This is a genomic window from Morganella sp. HSTU-ASny43 (assembly GCF_022819185.1).
In the GTDB taxonomy this organism is placed as follows: Bacteria; Pseudomonadota; Gammaproteobacteria; order Enterobacterales; family Enterobacteriaceae; genus Morganella; species Morganella morganii.
In genome coordinates, this window is the sequence record NZ_WSPG01000019.1 from 51,631 (window position 1) to 73,679 (window position 22,049).

Here is a 22,049-nt window from a genome sequence, read left to right on the forward strand (position 1 = left end):
CAAATATATGTGACAGCATAACAAAAATCAGCGCCGTTGTTGATGCCAATCTGTTATTTGCCACTGTGTTTCTTGTATTGGTCTGATACTTTTTATTTCAGACTGAAAAAGTTCGCTCAAGATATCTTCAGTCATAATTATCTGAGTTTCACCGGCGGCAAGTAACTGACCGGCTTTAAGTAACACCACCGCATCGGCATGCAGATAACTGTGGTTTAAATCATGACCGCTGGTAATAATCGTTCCCTGCTGTTCACAAAACCGGGCTATCCATTTATCCAGCATCGCCTGCTGGGTAATATCCAGGTGGTTACGCGGCTCATCCAGTAATAAGTATTTCCCGGACAAGTCATCCGTTGTCCATAATTGCAGAAATATCGCCGCTATTTTCACCCGCTGCCATTCACCGCCGGATAATTGCATCAGCATACGCGGCAGTAACAGCTCCAGCTGAAAATCGCCGCACAACTGATAAATAAGCTGTGTATTTTCCTGCACCGCCGGCATATAGAGCTGCAGATACTGAAACACCGTCATCACCGGGACACAATCGGTGGTTTGGGTCAGATACGCACGGAACTGTGCCTGCTGCCGTTTGGGGATCGATTTTAAGTCCGTACCGCGGTAGCGGATTTGCCCCTCATAACGCACAGCATCCGCCAGTGCGGCCAGCAGAGTACTCTTGCCGGAGCCGTTCGGTCCCAGCAGATGGATTTGCTGTCCGGCAAAAAATTGCAGGGCATCACAGGTAAGACGGCGGCCGATGTGGATCCCGCTGACATCAAGTAACAGATTATTCATCAGCGGCGTCCTCCGTGATGCCGGGTCAGCAGATAAATAAAGGCCGGCGCGCCGATGGTTGCGGTCACCACGCCGATCGGAATTTCGGCATTGGATAAAATCAGCCGTGAGCATAAATCCGCCAGCAACAGACTGACGGCGCCGAATAATGCACAGGCAGGTAATAATGTCCGGTGATCGGTAATACCCATCAGCCGCAGCATATGCGGGATAATCAGCCCGATAAAGCTGATAGCGCCGGCCACCGCCACACTCAGGCCGATCAGCAACCCGACCGCAATAATAAACACATTGCGCCAGCGGTGTGCCGATACCCCCAGTTGCTGGGCATTAACCTCGCCCAGTGCAAGATAGTTAAGCACCGGTGCCTGCCACAGCAGCCACACAGCCACTACGGCTATCGCTGCCAGCAGCGGACTGAGCCGCCAGTCCGCCCCGGAAAAACTTCCCATCATCCAGTACATCAGCTGACGTAAATCCAGGCTGGTGCTGAAATACACCATCCAGGTCATAAATGCACCGCAGATAACCCCGAGAGCCACCCCGACCAGAAGCAACTGGCTGTTACTCAGCCGCCGGAAATGAGCAAACCAGAGTAAAATCAGTGTCAGCAGTGTCGCCCCGATCACCGCCCCGCCCCCCAGCACCCACAGCGGCGGCATGCCTTTGAAAAACAGGACGATAAAGACAACAAACACCCCGGCACCGTTACTCACGCCGAGCAGCCCCGGTTCCGCCAGCGGGTTTTCAAAAATGGCCTGCATCACCGCACCGGCCATTGCCAGCCCGGCCCCCACCGCAATCACCGCCAGCACACGCGGGAAACGCAGATCCCAGACAAATAACTGCGCGGTTTCAGATAACCACTGGTCCGGTAAAATCCACATCTCACCGGCGCACAGTGCAACGGCGATCATTATCAGCAAGGTAACAGAAAGAAGAATTATGCGCTGTACATCCCGCTTTTTCCGCGTCTGTACCAGCTTCGTGATGGGGTTGTGAATATGCATGAGATCCCTGTCATTAATCAAGACGGGAGATAGTATACCTGAGTCAGAAGGAGGTTAATGTCTGACAAACCACAGAAAAGAAAACGACCTCATAAGAGGTCGTTTCAGGTCTTACTCTTTCGGTGTCGATTTTTCGACCTTGGCTTTCAGTTTCTGCCCCGGACGGAAAGTGACAACACGACGGGCTGTGATAGGAATATCTTCACCCGTTTTAGGGTTACGGCCCGGACGCTGATTCTTGTCCCGCAGATCAAAGTTTCCGAAACCGGATAATTTCACCTGCTCACCATTCTCAAGAGAACGGCGTACCTCTTCAAAAAACAGTTCTACCAGGTCCTTCGCATCGCGTTTGCTCAGGTCCAGTTTTTCCGACAGATTTTCTGACATTTCAGCTTTAGTAAGCGCCATAGGTTTAGTCCCTCAAGGATGCTTTAAATCGCTGTTGCAACGCGGCAACGCATTTGTTTACGGTTGCTGCAATTTCATCTTCTTCAAGTGTACGCTCTGTATCCTGTAAGGTCAGACTGATCGCCAGACTCTTATAACCCTCAGCAACACCCTTACCACAGTACACGTCAAATAAGTTTATGCCAACTAACTGATTTACGCCAACTTTTTTACATTCGTTCAGAATGTCTTGTGCAGCGACGTTTTCCGGCACAACGATGGCGATATCCCGGCGGTTCGCAGGGAAGCGTGAAATTGCTTCAGCCTCAGGAATAATACGGTTTGTCAGTGCGTCCCAGCGGATTTCAAAGACAACCGTACGGCCGTTGAGATCCAGTTTTTTCTCCAGTTCCGGATGAACCACACCGATATAACCAATATGCTCATCTTCCAGATAAATCTCAGCACCTTGTCCCGGATGGAGGGCCGGATTTGTCGTTGCTTTAAACGATACACGATCTAATTTGCCAGTCAATTCCAAAATGGCTTCCAGATCACCTTTTAAATCATAAAAATCAACGACCTGTTTTTCCGATGACCAGTGTTCTTCATTACGGTTACCGGCGATAACGCCTGCCAGCATGGTTTCCTGACGGATCCCGAGGTCTGCGGCCGCATCCGGTACAAAGCGCAGACCGGATTCAAACAGACGGACACGGCTCTGCTGACGGTTCTGGTTGTACACAACAGTGCTTAACAGGCCGGTCAGCAATGACAGACGCATGGCTGACATATCTGCAGAAATCGGGTTCGGCAGAATAATCGCGTCCTGACCCGGGTGCAGCAGGGTCTGGATTTTCGGATCGACAAAGCTGTAAGTAATAGCTTCCTGGAAGCCACGGTCAACCAGCAGTGTTTTCACACGCTTAAGCGGCAGATGTGCTTCGTGACGGGAGGTCATAATCAGGTCAGCGCGCAGCGGAACATCCGGGATATTGTTGTAGCCGTAAATACGGGCCACTTCTTCCACCAGATCTTCCTCAATTTCCATGTCGAAACGCCATGACGGCGCAGTCACCAGCCACTGATCCTGAGAAATTTTCACATCGCAGCCCAGACGGGTCAGGATATCCGTTACCTGCGCATCATCCACATAATGGCCGATCAGACGGTCAAGCTTGTTACGGGTCAGTGTAATCGTTGCCGCTTTCGGTAAATCTGCTTCAGAAACCACTTCAATGATTTCGCCCGGCTCACCGCCGCAGATATCCAGAATCAGACGGGTGGTACGCTCAGCCGCGATACGCTGTAACTGCGGATCCACGCCGCGCTCAAAGCGGTGTGAAGCATCGGTATGCAGACCATACTGACGTGCACGGCCGGTGATAGCCAGCGGGTTAAAGAATGCGGTTTCCAGCAGGATATTTTTAGTGGTGTCAGACACACCAGAGTGCTCGCCGCCGAAAATACCGGCCATACCCAGCGCACCACGGCGATCTGCAATCACCAGAATGTTATCTGTCAGTGTGACTTCGTTGCCGTCCAGCAGCGTCAGTTTCTCACCCTGCTCTGCCATGCGGACAATCAGCTCACCCTCAAGGGTATCCAGATCATAAGCATGCTGCGGCTGACCCAGCTCCAGCAGGACGTAGTTGGTGATATCCACGACCGGATCGATAGAGCGGATACCGCCGCGGCGCAGTTTTTCCACCATCCACAGCGGAGTTTTTGCTGTCACATCGACGTTTTTAATCACACGTCCGGTAAAACGCGGACACGCCTGCGGCGCATCAACACGGATAGGGAACGTGTCCTGATGGACAGCGGCGACCGGGGACATATCCGGAGCCTGATAATCCATCTTATTGAGAACCGCCACATCACGGGCCACACCACGGATGCTCAGGCAGTCCGCACGGTTCGGCGTGATGCTGATTTCAATCGCGGTATCATCCAGCTTCATATAGTCGCGCAGATCGGTACCGACTGGCGCATCTGCCGGTAATTCAATAATACCGCTGTGATCAGCGCTGATACCCAGCTCAGAGAATGAGCAGAGCATACCTTCTGACGGCTCGCCGCGCAGTTTGGCAGCTTTGATTTTAAAATCGCCCGGTAAGACCGCTCCGACTGTCGCAACAGCCACACGCAGCCCCTGACGGCAGTTTGGTGCGCCGCAGACAATATCGAGCAGGCGGTCACCGCCGGTATTCACTTTTGTCACACGCAGTTTATCGGCATTCGGGTGCTGTCCGCACTCAACCACTTCCCCGATAACCACACCGTTAAACTGACCGGCAACGGCTTCTGTGCCGTCCACTTCCAGGCCGGCCATCGTAATCTGATCAGATAACGCGTCGCTGCTGACAGCCGGGTTTACCCATTCGCGTAACCAGAGTTCACTGAATTTCATGAGAGTATCCCGCCTTATTTGAATTGCTTGAGGAAACGAAGGTCATTTTCGAAGAATGCGCGTAAATCGCTCACGCCGTAGCGCAGCATAGTCAGGCGCTCCATCCCCATACCAAAGGCGAAACCGGAGTAAATGTCCGGGTCAATACCGACATTGCGCAGCACATTCGGATGTACCATCCCGCAGCCCAGCACTTCCAGCCATTTGCCGTTTTTACCCATTACATCCACTTCCGCTGACGGTTCAGTGAACGGGAAGTAGGACGGACGGAAACGCACCTGCACTTCTTCTTCAAAGAAATGATTCAGGAAATCATGCAGTGTGCCTTTAAGATTGGTGAAACTGATATCAGTATCCACAATCAGACCTTCTGTCTGATGGAACATCGGGGTGTGAGTCTGGTCGTAGTCATTACGGTAAACACGGCCCGGCGCAATAATGCGGATTGGCGGCTGTTTATCTTTCATGGTACGGATCTGCACGCCGGAGGTCTGCGTACGCAGCAGACGTTTGGCATCAAACCAGAAGGTATCGTGGTCAGCACGCGCCGGATGGTGTGCCGGAATATTCAGTGCGTCAAAGTTATGATAGTCGTCTTCGATTTCAGGGCCGGATTCAACAGAAAAGCCCAGTTCGCCGAAAAAGGTTTCGATACGCTCAATGGTACGGGTGACCGGATGCAGACCGCCATTTTCCATGCGGCGTCCCGGCAGAGAGACATCAATCCGCTCTCCAGCCAGACGGGCATTCAGCGCCGCAGATTCCAGAGAATCTTTACGGGCATTCAGTGCGGTCTGAACTTCCTGTTTGGCTTCGTTAATCACTGCACCCGCAGCAGGACGATCTTCCGGCGGCAGATCCCGCAGCGATTGCATCTGTAAGGTTAAATGCCCTTTCTTACCCAGGTATTCAACACGTACCGATTCCAGCGCTGCAACATCCTTTGCCTCTTCGACGGCTGCTTTTGCCTGAGCAACCAGTTCAGCGAGATGTGGCATGTTTTCCTATTCCTCTGACCCTGTGGTCTTCAATTATGACGACGGTGCTGCCGGACGTGATTATCTCACCCGTTCCGGCAAGCCCCTGAAACAAAAAAGCCTCCAAACTGGAGGCTTACGGCGTTACTTTTCGTTTCTTTTTTACGCGCAAAGCCCCCTGAGTTCAGGCGCTAAAGTAAAAAAAGAAGCGGAAAGAAACGATATTATTCATTTTCTCAACTATTTATCAGTTAACCGGATGTATTTTGTCATATTACGCGAAAAACATGCGGATATACAATGACAAATTATTCATTCCGCAGATTTTTTCTGCCGGATAGCAAAAGAGGGAGCAAGCTCCCTCTTCTGTCTGAACAATTACGCCAGAGCGCCTTTTGCTTTTTCGACCAGCGCAGTAAATGCGGCTTTATCGAATACAGCGATATCGGCTAAGATCTTACGATCGATTTCGATGGATGCCTTTTTCAGACCGTTGATGAAACGGCTGTAAGACAGACCATTCTGACGAGCTGCTGCGTTGATACGTGCAATCCACAGCTGACGGAACTGACGCTTACGCTGACGACGGTCACGGTAAGCATACTGGCCAGCTTTGATTACTGCCTGGAAGGCAACACGATAAACGCGCGAACGGGCACCGTAGTAACCTTTCGCTTGTTTCAGAATTTTTTTGTGACGTGCGCGAGCAATGACACCACGTTTTACACGAGCCATACTAATCTCCTAAAGTCGTAAACTTTGCTAAAAAACTTGCTTATGCGTATGGCAGGCAAGCGACAACTAAACCCAGATCCCCTTTGGAGACCATACCTTTCGGACGTAAATGACGTTTACGCTTAGTTGATTTTTTAGTCAGGATATGACGGAGGTTAGCATGCTTACGCTTGAAACCACCTTTGGCGGTTTTTTTGAAACGCTTAGCTGCACCACGTACAGTTTTAATCTTTGGCATTTTTATTTCCACTTCGCATTGTTAAACAACGAATTAATCCGGCGAATAAAAGCCGGGGTTGCCCCCGGCATTTATTACTTGGATTGCCGGACTATTTCTTCTTAGGAGCGAGCACCATGATCATCTGGCGACCTTCGATCTTCGACGGGAAGGATTCGACGGAAGCTAATTCACTCAGATCGTCTTTGATGCGGTTAAGCACTTCAATACCAATCTGCTGGTGCGCCATTTCACGACCACGGAACCGCAGTGTGATTTTGGCTTTATCGCCATCTTCAAGAAAACGAACCAGGTTGCGTAGTTTGACCTGATAGTCGCCTTCATCTGTGCCAGGACGGAATTTGATTTCCTTAACCTGAATAACTTTTTGTTTCTTCTTCTGCTCTTTAGCCGATTTGCTTTTCTCGTAGAGGAATTTGCCGTAATCCATGATACGGCAAACGGGCGGTTCGGCATTAGGGCTGATTTCAACTAAATCAACCCCGGCTTCCTCGGCTTTCTCAAGAGCTTCTCTCAGGCTGACAACACCAAGCTGCTCGCCTTCAAGACCAGTTAAACGAACTTCATTGACACGGATTTCCGTATTGATACGGTTCGGACGTGCTGTTTGAATTCTTTTTCCGCCTTTAATACCTTATTCCTCCGGTTGTTCTTCAAGTCTGCGACTGCGAATTTCTTCAAGCAGTGCGTCTTTAAATTCGCTCACGTTTATGCTGCCAAGATCGTTGCCGCGGCGGGTACGAACAGACACTTCGCCTGTTTCCATCTCTTTATCACCGCAGACCAGCATATACGGAACACGACGTAGCGTGTGTTCGCGAATTTTAAAGCCAATCTTCTCATTTCTCAAGTCTGCTTTTGCACGAATTCCGGCATCCTGCAGTTCTTTGACGACTTTCTGGACATAATCGGCCTGAGAATCAGTGATGTTCATCACCACTACCTGGTTAGGCGCTAACCATGTCGGGAAGAAACCGGCAGTTTCTTCAGTCAGGATACCAATGAAGCGCTCCATCGAGCCTAAGATCGCGCGGTGAATCATCACCGGGGTCACGCGTTCATTGTTTTCGGCAACATAAGTTGCCCCCAGACGAGCCGGCAGAGAGAAATCGAGCTGCACTGTACCACATTGCCATGCACGATCCAAACAATCATACAAAGTAAATTCAATTTTCGGCCCGTAGAAGGCACCTTCGCCCGGCAGATATTCGAATTCGATGTTGTTTTCTTTCAGTGCACTTGCCAGGTCAGCTTCGGCTTTGTCCCACTGGACATCAGAACCGATGCGTTTTTCCGGGCGGGTGGACAGTTTAACCACAATCTTTTTAAAGCCGAAAGTGGAGTACATGTCATAGACCATGCGGATACAGGAACTGACTTCGTCCATTACCTGCTCTTCTGTACAGAAGATATGCGCATCATCCTGAGTAAAGCCGCGGACACGCATCAGACCGTGCAGTGCACCGGAAGATTCGTTACGGTGGCAGCTGCCGAACTCCGCCATACGCAGCGGCAAGTCACGGTAAGAACGCAGACCCTGGTTGAAGATCTGAATGTGACCCGGACAGTTCATCGGCTTAATGCAGTATTCACGGTTCTCAGAAGAAGTTGTGAACATGTGCTCTTTGTAGTTTTCCCAGTGTCCTGTTTTTTCCCACAGAACGCGGTCCATCATAAACGGACCTTTCACTTCCTGGTAATCATACTCTTTCAGTTTCACACGGACGAACACTTCCAGCTCACGGAAAATTGTCCAGCCGTCGTTATGCCAGAACGCCATACCCGGCGCTTCTTCCTGCATATGATACAGGTCAAGCTGCTTACCGATTTTACGGTGGTCACGTTTTGCGGCTTCTTCCAGGCGCTGCAGATAAGCGGCTAACTGCTTCTTATCGCCCCACGCTGTGCCGTAAATACGCTGCAGCATTTTGTTTTCGCTGTCGCCGCGCCAGTAGGCACCGGCCACTTTCTGCAATTTGAAGTTATGGCAGAAGCGCATATTCGGTACGTGCGGACCACGGCACATATCGACATATTCTTCATGGAAATACAGTGCAGGATGCTCATCCTGACCGATATTTTCGTCCAGAATTTCAACCTTGTAATCTTCGCCGCGGGAAACAAACGTCTCGCGGGCCTCGCCCCATGTGACGCGTTTTTTCACGACGTCATAATCTTTTTTGGCGAGTTCCATCATCCGCTGTTCGAGTTTCTCGAGGTCTTCCTGGGTCAGTGACTCATCAAGATCAACGTCATAATAGAAACCGTTATCGATTACCGGACCAATCGCCATGCGGGTGTTCGGCCATAATTGTTTGATGGCATGACCTAACAGGTGAGCACAGGAGTGACGGATAATTTCCAGTCCTTCCTCGTCTTTGGCGGTGATAATGGCTAAATTTGCATCGTGTTCAATCATGTCGCAGGCATCGACCAGCGTACCGTTGACACGACCCGCGATACAGGCTTTCGCCAGACCGGCACCGATATCATTCGCAACATCAAGGACAGAAACAGGATGGTTAAACTGGCGCTGACTGCCGTCAGGAAGAGTAATTACAGGCATTTTTAAATCCTTATCTACAGTGGTGACCCATACGTAAGATCACATATAGAAATCTCATTTATTTGATTTTCAGTACGTTACCGGCAATTTCTTGCGTACATTGCAAGCCGGGTCACACCTGCGGATCATAATCTGCCGGGCGCCCTTGCCGGAACTCAAAATCCATACTAGCACAGCAAATAAGGATTAATAGATTTATGTGACCAGGTATCTGAAAAAGTGTGCCGTGTCACAAAGAATGCAGGAATTATGAACATTTCCTTTTTAAAACAGTGCCTGCGGCGGATTTTAAATCATTTTTTTGTACTGTCAGAATCCGCCGCAGGCCGTTTTCAGGGAAGAACCAGATTATCTTCAGGTAATGAATCAAATGATTTCAGTTCATTTTTAAAATTCACCACACTCTTTTGGCCGGCACATTGCGTATCCCGCAACCAGTCACAATGATTATCCAGCCTAGCCTCTTTTATGCCCATCCACTGACTCAGCAGCGGCAACATCGATAATCCGCTGCGGAAATGTGTTATACGGTTTTGTGACTGTGCATCAAACGCAGTAATAAAGAACGGCACCTGAAAATTTTGTTTCATGCTGTCGCCGTGTGTCAGATTGGTATTCTCCGTGCCCTTATCCGTAAACAGCAGACCGTGGTCAGAGAAGTAAGCCATTGTCCAGCGCTGATGCTCCTGCCCTGCCATCACGGCAATATCGGACAGTAATTTATCGGTATTCTCAATACTTTTGATATAGCAGGAAATATTACGGGAACCGATAAATTTATCGAAATTTTCAGTCAGTCTTCCGCAGGGTTGCGGATGAGAACCGATTAAATGCACCACAATCAGTTTTTTACCGTTCTTCTCTGCCAGCGCATCGCGGACGAACGGCAGCAGCATTTCATCCGGCCCGCCTTTATCCGAACGGTTCGGGGCGAGAAAATGATAAAAACCGGCTTTTTTCCCCATAATTCCCACCGGAGAATCATAAATGCCTTTCATATGCTGATTTGAAATCCAGTATGTATGAAAGCCGGCTTTATTCGCCAGTGCGACAAGATTATCACTCAGGTTTGTCACATTCCCTTCACGGACAGCAAGTGCATTTGTCAGAGAGAGTGTGGTGGAGCCGGACGCAGAAATATAGTTATCGAAAAACAAGCCGTTGCGGCTGCTCATCCACGGTGTATTCGGGTGTAATTCAAAACCGAATGCATGCATAAAATCTTTGCGGACACTTTCACCGATGACAAGAATATAGGTGTCATAACCAGTCTCTGTGACTTGTGGATCCCAGTGATCACTGGTTTCAATAACCTTGGCATAACGCAGATTATCTTTGCGGATTTGCACATAGCTTTCATAACTGTCACGGAAAAAACGAATTTCCGGTAAACCGGACTTAAATACCGAGACAAATCCTTCCGATTTTCCCTGAATATAATCTTTTGAGGATGACCAGAATGCGGTAATAAAAAAGACGGTAAACAGTACAATTCGCTGATGACGTTTTTTCAGCGGCTTCATCAGCAGTGCACAACCTGCAGATACCAGCAGCCCGGCAAGATACAGATAGGTTTTAAAAGGCAGCCCGGCAATATATTCCAGTGATTCACCGTTATCCGTATACATCAGTGAACCAACCGCATTCACATCGGGATAACCGTAATTGATCCCCACCGCCCCGTAAATAAGGCCCAAAAGTAAATATATCGTCAGCAGCAGAACATACAGCACCCGGCTGAATGACAGGCAAAATGTAAACAGTGCTGCCGCACTGAGAACATAAATAAACTTATATTCATAACCAAAACTTAAATGCAGAACCGACAGAAACAGAAAAAGTCCGGCTGTCGCAATAAAAATCCGTAACATACGTGTTGTCATCATACCCGGCAATTTTAATTATCAGTACAGAGAAAGTCCCGCATTATAACGGGACTTTCCTCCGGGGACGACCGCTTTGTAACAATCACAGCCCTCAATTATTCACACCACAGAACTACCAGGTAAAACATTGATACAATTTATCATTGTTAATTCACCAATTGTAAAATGTTGTCCGTTATACTCCGTCCGTAGTAGAGATAAGTGAACTTTTGGTATTTCTCTTGCCCTGATCCTGAATCAGGGCTTTTTTTTTCATTTTTTCCGCACAACACGCAATTCCTCACACTCCCCCATTCTTTTCTTCATTATTAATGATGCAGGTCGTATGCTTTTTATACACAGGAAACGGGCGTGCCATGTAAAAAGGTCAGACGGATTTTTTGCAGCGGGGAAATTCAGCGGGACAATGTCCGCTGCAGATCCACACTGCGGCGCAGTATCTGCAACGGAGAAAGAGTTCAGGAAGGGAAAATCAGAGAGTCAGTCGGCCATCGCCAGCGCGCGGTACGCGTTTTTCACTTTCCACAGATAACGGGGAGCCTGTGATGCAGGGTGTTTGCTCTGCACATGCTCATAAAACTCATCGGCTGACAGCGCGTTAATTTTTTCAATCGCCAGTGCCCGGTTGTTATCAAACGTACGCAGCAATGCGCCGGCGCCGTTAACATAAGAGACAATCGTTGCGTAATTGAGGGTTTGCGGGTCGGTAATACCGGCCAGATGCTGGTCACGGATAATCCGGATGTAGGTGGTACCGATGTCGATATTGGTTTGCGGATCCAGCAGTTCACGGGTGCTCGGTTCGCCGTTGCGGCCTTTCACACGATAGGCATCGCGTCCGGCGGTTGAGGCTTTAATCTGCATCAGACCCACAGCATTGGATTTGCTGATCACATCCGGCCGGTAAGAGGATTCCACCTCAATAATGGCGCGGATCAATGTTTCATCAACTTCATAACGGTTGGATGCCTGGCGGATAAACTGATCAAACGGAGTGGCCGGATAGACACCACTGCCCTTTACCGGATAGGCGGAATAATCACCGATGCCGGACGATGGCGCCGTTATCCAGCCGCCGGAACCGGTACGGGACTGTTTGCTGCTTCCTGAGCAGCCCGCCAACAATAATGCTAATGCAATCACACTAACGGTTTTTTTCACTCTGTTACCCTTTATCCGGCATTCTGACGAAGCTAAGAATACTGAAAACACACATAAACCAAAAGGAGTTTACTTAACTTTTACATTTTATGTGATTCATAGCATAGTGTGAATCGATCGTACTGAATGTTATAAAGATATTACGGAAGTGCTTGACAACAATAAATGATATTGATAATCATTATCAATAACGATATCCTTAGTGATTGTCACACTTTAACCAGGCAGGCTGATAAAATGAACAAAAAACAAAATACGTTTTCCCTTCCGTCCCTGACACAGATATTCCGCCATGCTGTGCTGCTGCTTACCCTGTGCGCGGTCGGCGGGTATGCCGCTGCGGCGGAGAAAAAATTTAAGGTCGTAACCACCTTCACCATTATTCAGGATATGGCGCAGAATGTGGCCGGTGATGCCGCTGTTGTGGAATCCATCACCAAACCCGGTGCCGAAATCCATGACTACCAGCCAACCCCGAAAGACATTATGCGGGCGCAGGATGCGGATCTTATCCTGTGGAACGGCCTGAATCTGGAGCGCTGGTTTGAGCGCTTCTTTGAAAATTTACAGGATGTCCCGGCGGTTGTCATTACCGAAGGTATTACCCCTAATTCCATCCGTGGCGGCGCCTATAACGGTAACCCGAACCCGCATGCCTGGATGTCCCCGACCAATGCCCTGATGTACATCGAAAATATCCGGGCTGCGCTGGTAAAACATGACCCGGCGAATGCGGAAACCTACAATAAAAATGCGGCTGAGTATGCCGCGAAGATAAAAGCACTTGATGCCCCGCTCCGTGCCCGTCTGGCCAATATCCCGGAAAATCAGCGCTGGCTGGCGACCAGTGAAGGCGCATTCAGTTATCTGGCCAATGACTACGGTTTTCAGGAAGTATACCTGTGGCCGATTAACGCAGAAGAGCAAGGTACACCGCAACAGGTCCGCCACATGATTGATACCGTCCGCGAATATAAAATTCCGGTTGTATTCAGCGAAAGCACCATTTCCGACAAACCGGCTAAACAGGTCGCCAAAGAAACCGGTGCAGAGTACGGCGGCGTACTGTATGTGGACTCCCTGTCTGCCGCTGACGGCCCTGTTCCGACCTATATTGATCTGCTCAATACCACTGTAGATACTATCGCCAAAGGATTTCATCAATGAGTGATCAATTCAGCAAACCACAGCTGGTTGTCGATAACGCCACTGTCACTTATAACAACGGCCATACCGCGATTTTTGATGCCAGTTTCAGCATAGAGGGCGGCTCTATCTGCGCCCTCGTCGGTATTAACGGCAGCGGTAAATCCACCCTGTTTAAAACTATTATGGGGCTGGTCACACCGACACAGGGCCGGGTGACACTGAATGATGAACCGGTGCGTGCTGCGCTGAAAAAGAATGTGATTGCCTATGTCCCGCAGACAGAAGAAGTGGACTGGAACTTTCCTGTTCTGGTCTCTGATGTGGTGATGATGGGCCGTTACGGAAAAATGGGTTTTCTGCGCATTCCCGGTAAAGAAGACAAAAAAGCTGTCGCCGATGCACTGGAACGTGTCGGTCTTACCGGGCTGGGTCACCGCCAGATAGGCGAGCTTTCCGGCGGCCAGAAAAAACGTGTGTTTCTGGCCCGCGCGCTGGCACAAAACGGTAAAGTATTGCTGCTGGATGAGCCGTTTACCGGCGTGGATGTCAAAACAGAGAATGCCATTATCGATTTACTGCGCTCACTGCGCGAAGAGGGGCACCTGGTGCTGGTCTCCACCCACAACCTCGGCAGTGTGCCGGAGTTTTGTGACCATGTGATCCTGATAAACCGTACTGTACTCGACAGCGGCCCGACCGCCACCACGTTTACCCAGAAAAACCTGGAAAGAACCTTCGGCGGAGTGCTGCGTCATATCAATCTGTCCGGGCCGGATCTGCATGACGACGATGACCCGCGTTCACTGACCGTTATTACCGATGACGAACGCGCCGCTGTCTTCTACGGCCATCAGGATAATCTGACGGTGAAGACCGGCAGTAAGGAAGAGCAGCCATGACAGAGCTGTTACTTCAGCCGTTTGAATACAACTATATGGTGAAAGCCATCTGGGTGAGCGGTATTGTGGGCGCGGTGTGTGCCTTTCTGTCCGCTTACCTGATGCTCAAGGGCTGGTCACTGATGGGAGATGCCCTCTCCCACTCTGTGGTTCCCGGTGTGGCGGGGGCTTACGCTCTCGGTTTCCCCTACTCTGTCGGTGCGTTCTTCACCGGGATGCTCGCTGCCCTTTCCATGACCTTTGTCCGGCATCTGACCCGCCTGCGGGAAGATGCGGTGATCGGGTTTATATTTTCCACCTTCTTTGCCGCCGGTCTGCTGATCGTTTCCCTGAACCCGACCTCTGTGAATGTACAGACCATTATTATGGGGAATATCCTCGGGATTGCCGATGAGGACATGCTGCAGGTGGAAATTATTATTGCGGTTTCTTTCCTCGTACTGATGTTCATCTGGAAAGATCTGCTGGTGGTTTTCTTTGATGAAACCCATGCCCGCTCTATCGGCCTGAACCCGCTGGCACTGAAAATTATTTTCTTTACCCTGCTCAGTGCCTGTACTGTCGCGGCACTCCAGACAGTCGGGGCGATTCTGGTGATTGCGATGGTAATTACCCCGGGAGCCACCGCCTATCTGTTAACCGATCAGTTTAAAAAATTACTGATTATCGCCGTCGTTTTAGGAGCGGTCACCAGCAGTGCCGGTGCCTACATCAGTTATTTTCTGAACGGCGCGACCGGCGGCATGATTGTGACCTTACAGACTATTGTTTTCATGATTGCCTTCTTCTTCGCACCAAAACACGGCATGCTCTCCGCCCGCCGCCGTGCCCGTCGTGAATCAGCAAAACTGCGTCAGGAGGCAAACTCATGAGTGATTTTCTGACCTCTCTGTTTATTGACCCGTTTGCCTTTCCGTTTATGCAGCGGGCCATGTTTGCCGCTATTCTGACCGGCGCGGTCTGTGCCGTTCTCTCCTGCTTCCTGGTGCTAAAGGGCTGGTCGCTGATGGGGGATGCAATTTCCCATGCGGTACTGCCGGGTATTGTGCTGGCCTTCGTGATGGGCATTCCGCTGATTATCGGTGCGTTTGTATCAGGGCTTTTCTGTGCTTTTGCCACCGGTTACCTTAAAGAACACAGCCGGATCAAAGAAGATACCGTGATGGGGATTGTGTTCTCCGGTATGTTTGCCCTCGGTCTGGTACTGTTTACCCGCATTGATACCGAACAACACCTGACCCACATTCTGTTTGGTAACATCCTCGGGATCACGCAGGCTGAACTGCGTCAGACCCTGATTATCGCGGGGCTGACCATGGTGGTACTGATGGTGAAATACAAAGATTTCATGCTGTACTGCTTTGATCCCAACCAGGCACGGGTTATCGGACTGCCGGTCCGCATGCTGCACTACGGGCTGTTATCACTGCTGGCACTGACCATCGTCGCCTCTCTCCAGGCGGTCGGGATCATTCTGGTAATCGCTATGCTTATTTCTCCGGGTATCATCGCCTTCCTGCTGTGCCGCAGCTTCGGCAAAATGATCCTGGTGGCGATTCTGGTCTCTGTCAGCTCCAGCTATATCGGCACTGTCGTCAGCTTCCATATCGACGGCGCCACCGGTGCCTGTATTGTCCTGGTTCAGGCACTCTATTTTGTGCTGGCACTGATTTATAACCAGCTGCGGTTATCCGCTCTCAAACGCCGCAGACAGGTTGCCTGACCTTCTGTTCACGGGGGATATTCTGTCACCGGGATATCCCCCGCTTCCGGACTCTTCCGAAACAGCCATCCGTTTTTGTCCTTTTCTGTATTTCCCTGCTCTTACTGTGTAATTTGTGTGAGATGTCCGCTTTTTTCTTTTATTTTCCGGCGGTAAGATAGACTGACTGATAGACGGCTTAGTGAGGTGGCTCATGTGGCAGGCAGCAGGACGTATACTCAGTGAACATTTCGGCGAACACTCGTTCTCTGACAAGAAACAACTCGATGGCGGTGAAATCCACCGTTCCCGGAGTGCCCGTTACGGCGATCATCCGGTTTTTATCAAATATAACCGGCGTGACATGTTGCAGGTATTCAAAACCGAGGCGGAGCAGCTTGATGCTCTCAGCCGCAGCCGTACACTGACAACCCCCGCCGTTTATGGTGTCGGGTCGACAAAAGAGTTCAGCTTCCTGATTATGGAATATCTGCCGCTGAAGCCTTTTGATTCCCATTCCGCCTATATGTTCGGGCAGCAGCTGGCGCGTCTGCACCAGTGGCATGAACAGCCCCGTTACGGTTTCGATGAAGATAACCTGCTGGGTACCAATCCCCAGCCGAATGCCTGGGATAAAAAATGGGCTTCTTTCTTTGCTGAAAAACGGATTGGCTGGCAGTTACAGCTGGCGAAAGAAAAAGGTATCATCTTCGGCGATATTGACAGCATTATCCGGCGTGTACAGCAAAAGCTGTCTGACCACCAGCCGCAGCCATCCCTGCTCCACGGCGATCTGTGGCCGTCAAACTGTGCGGCGGTGGCTGACGGCGGAACAGTCGCGTTTGACCCGGCGTGTTACTGGGGTGATCGTGAGTGTGATCTGGCGATGCTCTCTTTTTTCCCTGAGCTGCCGATGCAAATCCTCGACGGCTATCAGCAGGTCTGGCCGCTGGAAAGTGGTTTCTTAGAGCGCCAGCCGCTCTATCAGCTCTATTATCAGCTTCACCGCAGCCATTTATTTGGCGATCGTTATTATCAGAGTGCGCAGACGATTATTGACGATATTCTCGCCGGTTAATCCCTGTCTTACAGACAAAAAAATACCCCGTCAGAGACTCTGCGGGGTATTTTTTATTCAGGCTGTTTTGCTTACCAGTTAAGGAACTTAATTAAAAACCACGCAATTGCGCCGATAAATACCGGCAGCACATACAGCACAAAAATTTGCCGGAAAATAGTGTGATTCGGAATACGTATTTTGGCGATTAAATCCGCCGGTGTTTTTCCGCTCTCTCTGGCATTTTCAATAATGGCCTGATCTTCAATATTCTCGCGGATAAATTTTACCTGCCGGGACATACGGATACCGGATGCACTCAGCGCCAGCCCCACAAACATCAGGATATAAATCAGTAAAAAACTCAGATTATGACCTTCAAAACCGAGTAATTTATCCGGTACAGGGGAGTTATTCCAGAATGTGTTCAGGAACGGTGTATTCACACGGATCATTTCCGTCACCACATTGATAAAATCCCCGATAACGGCATTAATTTTATCACTGCCGGTACTCTGCTGATGAGCCAGTTTCAGTAACGAAACAATGGTTGAGATCAGGGCCGGAATAAAAACCACCCAGCCTGCCACCCGTTTAAATACAGCAACCCAGCGTGCCTGTTGCAGCGTCATGCGCTTTCCTCATTTAATTTTTTCCCTGTAATCATAGCGCAGAAATCAGGAGAAGATCATTATCATTATTCCGGACTTTTTTACCCCGTAAATTATTAAGTCACTTAATGAACTCTCTGCCCCGGCTTGTTACAATCAGAGAATGTTTTAATTCATTGCAGGATCTCAGGAGCATACACTATGTCCCACACCTTACCGGTACAGGCCGCTGTTTTTGATATGGATGGTTTACTGATTGACTCCGAGCCATTCTGGCTTCAGAGCGAAAATCAGGTTTTCAGCAGCATCGGCCTGGATATGTCACTGCGGGATAAGCTGCCCGATTTGCTGGGTCTGCGTATCGACCAGGTCGTGGAGCTGTGGTATCAGGTTTCGCCGTGGCAGACTCCCTCTAAAGAAGAGGTCATTCAGCGGATTATTGATTCCACAATTGCCATGGTGGAAAAAGAGCGTCCGCTTCTGCCCGGTGTGGAACATGCGCTCTCCCTGTGTCAGTCACAGGGACTGAAAATCGCCCTGGCTTCCGCCTCGCCGCTCTATATGCTGGAATCTGTGCTGGAGATGTTTAATATCCGCCATTATTTTGATGCGGTGGTGTCTGCCGGTGATCTGCCCTACAGCAAGCCGCATCCGCAGGTTTATCTGAATGCCGCTGAAGCACTGGGTGTTCCGCCGGTGCAGTGCGTGGCGCTGGAAGATTCCGTTAACGGTATGATTGCCTGTAAAGCCGCCCGCATGCGCTCCATTGTGGTTCCGTCCGCTGAAATGGCCGCTGACCCGCGCTGGTCACTGGCAGATTACCGCCTGTCATCGCTCAGCGAACTGACTGCGGCTATGGTCCGCTGATTATTTTTGTGGCGGGAAATATCCCGCCCTGCTCCGTTAGTGAAATATTCCGGAGTTATTCATTAATAAATAAGCCTTTTTCTTTCTTACCCTCTGGCCGGGCGTCATAAAAGACTTTATACTGTAACACTGTATAAATAAACACCTGAGTATTTACCCGGTATCATGACAGCTGAGGGTCACCTGCTTTTCTCTGTCGCTTCTGTAGTGATGGTTCATCAGCTTCAGATTTCGCCTGATATCAGTCAGGGGGACTGGCTGCACCTGATCCCCGGCGCCCTCGCCGGTGCTCTGCTGCCGGATATCGATCATCCTAAATCCATGCTGGGTCAGTGGGTTCGCTTTATTTCAGTGCCAATCTCCCGCCTGTGCGGCCACCGGGGTTTCACCCACAGTCTGCTGGCAATTCTGACCGGCGTTATTCTGTTCCGCACACAACTGCCGGTCAGCTGGTCTGTTCCGGCGGATTTTTATCAGGCTGTGATTGTCGGGTATCTCAGCCACCTGGCCGGGGATATGCTGACGACCGCCGGGATCCCGCTGTTATGGCCGGTACGCTGGCGTTTCTGCATCCCGCTGCTGGGCAGCAAAGCCAATAAACGGGCGGAACGCAGTGTGGCGCTGGTTGTACTGGTGGCCTCGTTCTATCTGCCTGCTCACTGGGAGGTCTGGTGGGATCATGTCCGGGAACTGATACTGGCTCAGATATCGGCCAGGCTATAAATAATCCGTTTTATATAACCATCAGCTATAGAAAAACATCCGTTTAATGACGATTCAGGCTAAATCAACCACTGTGATCTACAATATAGCTATAAATAATGCAGATTAATTATAAGTACTGCAGAAAACTCCTGTTAATCTATAACGCATCCTTTACAGTTTTAGCATCTGCATAACTGTATGCGATTTAGTCAACACACTATAACAACATACCAACAGGTATCGGAGACCGGGATGAACTTTCCATTAATCAGCAATCTCGCCATATTCGTTATTCTGCTGCTGGTGCTGATGAAGCTCAGCAGTAATAAGGACTGGAGTCTGTCCAAAAAGGTACTCACCGGTCTGGTGATCGGTGTTCTGTTCGGCCTCGGGCTGAATGCATTCTACGGTACGGAGCATGACGCAGTAAAACAGGCGCTGCCGTGGTTTGATATCGTCGGTAACGGCTATGTGAAGCTGTTACAGATGGTGATTATGCCGCTGGTCTTCGCGTCTATTCTCAGCGCGGTTGCCCGTCTGCATCAGGCATCATCGCTGGGTAAAATCAGCGTGCTGACGATCGGCACCCTGCTGATCACCACAGCAATTGCCGCCTTAATCGGTATTCTGATCACCCTCGCTTTCGGCTTAACCGCAGATGGTCTGATTCAGGGTGTGAAAGAAACCGCACGCCTGACCCAGCTGGAATCCCAGTATGCAGGCAAAGTGTCTGACCTGACCGTGCCGCAGCTGATCCTGTCCTTTATTCCGAAAAACCCGTTTGCTGACCTGACCGGTGCTAACCCGACCTCCATCATCAGCGTGGTGATTTTTGCCGCCTTTATGGGTGTGGCTGCACTTCAGCTGATTAAAGACAACGAAGAGCGCGGTGCCAAAGTGCTCAGCGCGATTGATATCCTGCAGGCGTGGGTGATGAAACTGGTGCGTCTGGTGATGCGCTTTACCCCGTACGGCGTATTTGCTCTGATGACCAAAGTGGTTGCCGGTTCAAACATTCAGGACATCATTAAATTAGGGACTTTCGTCGTTGCCTCTTATATTGCGATCCTGCTGATGTTTGTGGTTCACGGTCTGATTGTCGGCGCTGCCGGTATCAATCCGCTGCGTTTCTTCCGTAAAATCGCGCCGGTGCTGACTTTCGCCTTTACCAGCCGTTCAAGTGCAGCCAGTATTCCGCTGAGCGTGGAAGCACAAACCCGCCGTATCGGTATTCCTGACTCTATCGCCGGGTTCGCGGCTTCCTTCGGTACCACCATCGGCCAGAACGGTTGTGCGGGGATTTACCCGGCCATGCTGGCGGTGATGGTTGCCCCGACCATGGGTATCAACCCGTTTGACCCGCTGTGGATTGCCACACTCGTCGGTATCGTCACCGTCAGTTCAGCCGGTGTTGCCGGTGTCGGCGGCGGTGCCACCTTCGCGGCACTGATTGTTCTGCCTGCAATGGGTCTGCCGGTCACTCTGGTCGCGCTGCTGATCTCTGTCGAGCCGCTGATTGATATGGGCCGTACCGCCCTGAACGTCAGTGGTTCCATGACCGCCGGGACAGTCACCAGCCAGATCCTGGGCCAGACAGACAAAACCCTGTTTAATAACGATAATGACGAAGATTTACAGCAGGGATAATATTCCGCCGCTGATTATCGTCAGATAACAAAAAGCCCGTATTCAGGATATGAATACGGGCTTTTTATTGATATCACCATGGTTCCTGCAGACTTCCCCCGCGTCACACCGCCAGGTTAATCATCGGATCCGCCTGTCACGTTATGTTTTCGGATGCCACCTTCGGCATTATTACTGCTCCGCAGACAGGCATAAAAAAGGCCGTAACGCTGGGCGTAACGGCCTTTTTATCAGTATGTAGTGATTAATTCAGAAACTCACCGCTGCGCAGTGCTTCAATACGCTTATCCAGCGGCGGGTGTGATAAAAACAGTTCGCTGAATGATTTATTGCGGCCGTTGATGCAAAACGCCATCATGCTGCCCTCTTCCTGCGGTTCGTAACTGGTTTTCAGGCGTTGCAGTGCGGCGATCATCTTCTCGCGGCCCACCAGTTTTGCAGAGCCCGCATCCGCATAGAATTCACGGCGGCGTGAGAACCACATGGTGATAATGCTGGCCAGAATACCGAACACAATTTCCAGTACCATCGATACCGCGAAATAAATCATCGGGTTGCCCTGGCTGCCTGAGTTTTCGTCATTGTTGTTTGACATAAAACCTGCCGCCAGTTGTGCCAGAATACGGGAAATAAAGATAACAAAGGTGTTTACCACGCCCTGTAACAGCGTCATGGTCACCATGTCACCATTCGCGATATGGCTGATTTCATGGGCGATAACCGCCTCCGCCTCATCGCGGCTCATGTTTTCCAGTAACCCGGAGCTGACCGCCACCAGTGACGCATCACGGCGTGCGCCGGTTGCAAAGGCGTTAATATCCGGCGCGTGGTAGATCGCCACTTCCGGCATGCCGATACCGGCCTGCTGTGCCTGACGGCGTACCGTCTCCACCAGCCAGCGCTCCGTTTGAGTGGACGGATTAGTGATCACCTGCCCGCCGACAGAGCGCAGTGCCATCCATTTTGACATCAGCAGAGACACAAATGCGCCGCCGAAGCCAAATAACCCTGCCATAATCATCAGTCCGGTCACACTTTGACTCTGAACGCCGGTCAGCGACAGAATAATGCCGAAGACAACCATTACGGCCAGGTTTGTGAGTAAAAATAATGCAATTCGCATCATATCAGTATGATCCTTTAAATAGTGTGCCCATCATATGCCTCAGAAAATAGGGGCATTTTGCCATATTTCAAGGCTTTTTAACCGAATAACTTTAATTATTAAACAACTTTAC

The 22,049-nt window shown here is 50.2% G+C and carries 22 protein-coding genes and 1 other annotated feature; of the genes, 9 read left to right on the forward strand and 13 right to left on the reverse strand.

Annotation, left to right across the window (positions count from 1 at the left end; genetic code table 11):
- Window positions 1-27: 27 nt before the first annotated feature.
- The 5 genes from GN208_RS11500 to pheS all read right to left on the reverse strand — a co-directional run bounded on the left by GN208_RS11500 (window position 28) and on the right by pheS (window position 5,609).
- Window positions 28-801 (reverse strand): ATP-binding cassette domain-containing protein, encoded by a 774-nt coding sequence (locus GN208_RS11500; RefSeq protein ID WP_004235372.1) that lies wholly within the window; start codon window positions 799-801, stop codon window positions 28-30.
- Entirely contained in the window at window positions 801-1,811 is a 1,011-nt protein-coding gene (btuC, locus tag GN208_RS11505; RefSeq protein WP_004239981.1) for a vitamin B12 ABC transporter permease BtuC, read from the reverse strand. The genes GN208_RS11500 and btuC overlap by 1 nt, the downstream gene beginning before the upstream one ends.
- A 111-nt stretch (window positions 1,812-1,922) precedes the next feature.
- Window positions 1,923-2,219, reverse strand: a complete 297-nt coding sequence (gene ihfA / locus GN208_RS11510; protein ID WP_004235369.1) for an integration host factor subunit alpha — start codon at window positions 2,217-2,219, stop codon at window positions 1,923-1,925.
- Between the two features lie 4 nt (window positions 2,220-2,223).
- Entirely contained in the window at window positions 2,224-4,611 is a 2,388-nt protein-coding gene (pheT, locus tag GN208_RS11515; RefSeq protein WP_004235367.1) for a phenylalanine--tRNA ligase subunit beta, read from the reverse strand.
- Window positions 4,612-4,625: 14 nt separating this feature from the next.
- The gene (gene pheS, locus GN208_RS11520) at window positions 4,626-5,609 is read right to left on the reverse strand and encodes a phenylalanine--tRNA ligase subunit alpha (protein ID WP_004235365.1); all 984 of its coding nucleotides are present in this window, start codon (window positions 5,607-5,609) and stop codon (window positions 4,626-4,628) included.
- Here pheS and GN208_RS11525 point away from each other — a divergent pair.
- A complete protein-coding gene (locus tag GN208_RS11525) occupies window positions 5,608-5,892 on the forward strand; it encodes a hypothetical protein (protein ID WP_004235364.1) in 285 nt (94 codons plus the stop codon). The genes pheS and GN208_RS11525 overlap by 2 nt on opposite strands.
- Window positions 5,699-5,821, reverse strand: a sequence feature (Phe leader region). Its footprint overlaps the gene before it by 123 nt.
- Before the next feature lie 74 nt (window positions 5,893-5,966).
- Here the strand turns inward: GN208_RS11525 and rplT are convergent.
- The 6 genes from rplT to GN208_RS11555 form a co-directional block, all read right to left on the reverse strand.
- Window positions 5,967-6,323, reverse strand: a complete 357-nt coding sequence (gene rplT, locus GN208_RS11530; RefSeq protein WP_004235362.1) for a 50S ribosomal protein L20 — start codon at window positions 6,321-6,323, stop codon at window positions 5,967-5,969.
- Between the two features lie 40 nt (window positions 6,324-6,363).
- Window positions 6,364-6,561 (reverse strand): 50S ribosomal protein L35, encoded by a 198-nt coding sequence (rpmI, locus tag GN208_RS11535; protein WP_004235358.1) that lies wholly within the window; start codon window positions 6,559-6,561, stop codon window positions 6,364-6,366.
- 91 nt (window positions 6,562-6,652) lie between these two features.
- Window positions 6,653-7,192 (reverse strand): translation initiation factor IF-3, encoded by a 540-nt coding sequence (gene infC / locus GN208_RS11540; RefSeq protein ID WP_071592720.1) that lies wholly within the window; start codon window positions 7,190-7,192, stop codon window positions 6,653-6,655.
- Window positions 7,193-7,195: 3 nt separating this feature from the next.
- Window positions 7,196-9,127: a threonine--tRNA ligase gene (thrS, locus tag GN208_RS11545; protein WP_004235354.1), complete on the reverse strand. Its 1,932-nt coding sequence runs from the start codon at window positions 9,125-9,127 to the stop codon at window positions 7,196-7,198.
- Between the two features lie 332 nt (window positions 9,128-9,459).
- Complete coding sequence (locus GN208_RS11550; RefSeq protein WP_225806423.1) at window positions 9,460-11,013, reverse strand: phosphoethanolamine transferase; 1,554 nt, start codon at window positions 11,011-11,013, stop codon at window positions 9,460-9,462.
- Between the two features lie 480 nt (window positions 11,014-11,493).
- Window positions 11,494-12,174, reverse strand: coding sequence for a transglycosylase SLT domain-containing protein (locus GN208_RS11555; protein WP_004239975.1), 681 nt, complete (start codon window positions 12,172-12,174; stop codon window positions 11,494-11,496).
- 237 nt (window positions 12,175-12,411) lie between these two features.
- Here GN208_RS11555 and GN208_RS11560 point away from each other — a divergent pair, with 237 nt between their 5' ends.
- The 5 genes from GN208_RS11560 (at window position 12,412) to GN208_RS11580 (ending at window position 17,002) form a co-directional block, all read left to right on the forward strand.
- Window positions 12,412-13,341: a metal ABC transporter substrate-binding protein gene (locus GN208_RS11560; RefSeq protein WP_004239974.1), complete on the forward strand. Its 930-nt coding sequence runs from the start codon at window positions 12,412-12,414 to the stop codon at window positions 13,339-13,341.
- Complete coding sequence (locus GN208_RS11565; RefSeq protein WP_004235346.1) at window positions 13,338-14,222, forward strand: manganese/iron ABC transporter ATP-binding protein; 885 nt, start codon at window positions 13,338-13,340, stop codon at window positions 14,220-14,222. Before GN208_RS11560 ends, GN208_RS11565 begins: the two co-directional genes overlap by 4 nt.
- Complete coding sequence (locus GN208_RS11570) at window positions 14,219-15,094, forward strand: metal ABC transporter permease (protein ID WP_004235344.1); 876 nt, start codon at window positions 14,219-14,221, stop codon at window positions 15,092-15,094. Before GN208_RS11565 ends, GN208_RS11570 begins: the two co-directional genes overlap by 4 nt.
- Entirely contained in the window at window positions 15,091-15,945 is an 855-nt protein-coding gene (locus GN208_RS11575) for a metal ABC transporter permease (RefSeq protein WP_004235342.1), read from the forward strand. Before GN208_RS11570 ends, GN208_RS11575 begins: the two co-directional genes overlap by 4 nt.
- A gap of 193 nt (window positions 15,946-16,138) precedes the next feature.
- Window positions 16,139-17,002, forward strand: a complete 864-nt coding sequence (locus GN208_RS11580) for a fructosamine kinase family protein (RefSeq protein ID WP_004235340.1) — start codon at window positions 16,139-16,141, stop codon at window positions 17,000-17,002.
- A gap of 71 nt (window positions 17,003-17,073) precedes the next feature.
- Here GN208_RS11580 and GN208_RS11585 read toward each other — a convergent pair whose 3' ends face one another.
- On the reverse strand, window positions 17,074-17,613 hold the full coding sequence (locus GN208_RS11585; RefSeq protein WP_004235338.1) for a YniB family protein: 540 nt from the start codon (window positions 17,611-17,613) through the stop codon (window positions 17,074-17,076).
- A gap of 180 nt (window positions 17,614-17,793) precedes the next feature.
- On the opposite strand from GN208_RS11585, the gene hxpB reads away from it, so the two are divergent.
- The 3 genes from hxpB to GN208_RS11600 all read left to right on the forward strand — a co-directional run bounded on the left by hxpB (window position 17,794) and on the right by GN208_RS11600 (window position 20,811).
- Window positions 17,794-18,459, forward strand: a complete 666-nt coding sequence (hxpB, locus tag GN208_RS11590; RefSeq protein WP_004235335.1) for a hexitol phosphatase HxpB — start codon at window positions 17,794-17,796, stop codon at window positions 18,457-18,459.
- Between the two features lie 165 nt (window positions 18,460-18,624).
- A complete protein-coding gene (locus GN208_RS11595) occupies window positions 18,625-19,182 on the forward strand; it encodes a metal-dependent hydrolase (protein ID WP_015422761.1) in 558 nt (185 codons plus the stop codon).
- A 234-nt stretch (window positions 19,183-19,416) separates the two neighbouring features.
- Window positions 19,417-20,811: an L-cystine transporter gene (locus GN208_RS11600; protein WP_004235333.1), complete on the forward strand. Its 1,395-nt coding sequence runs from the start codon at window positions 19,417-19,419 to the stop codon at window positions 20,809-20,811.
- Window positions 20,812-21,055: 244 nt separating this feature from the next.
- On the opposite strand, the gene htpX is transcribed toward GN208_RS11600, so the two are convergent.
- Window positions 21,056-21,937 (reverse strand): protease HtpX, encoded by an 882-nt coding sequence (htpX, locus tag GN208_RS11605; RefSeq protein ID WP_004235332.1) that lies wholly within the window; start codon window positions 21,935-21,937, stop codon window positions 21,056-21,058.
- Between the last annotated feature and the right edge of the window lie 112 nt (window positions 21,938-22,049).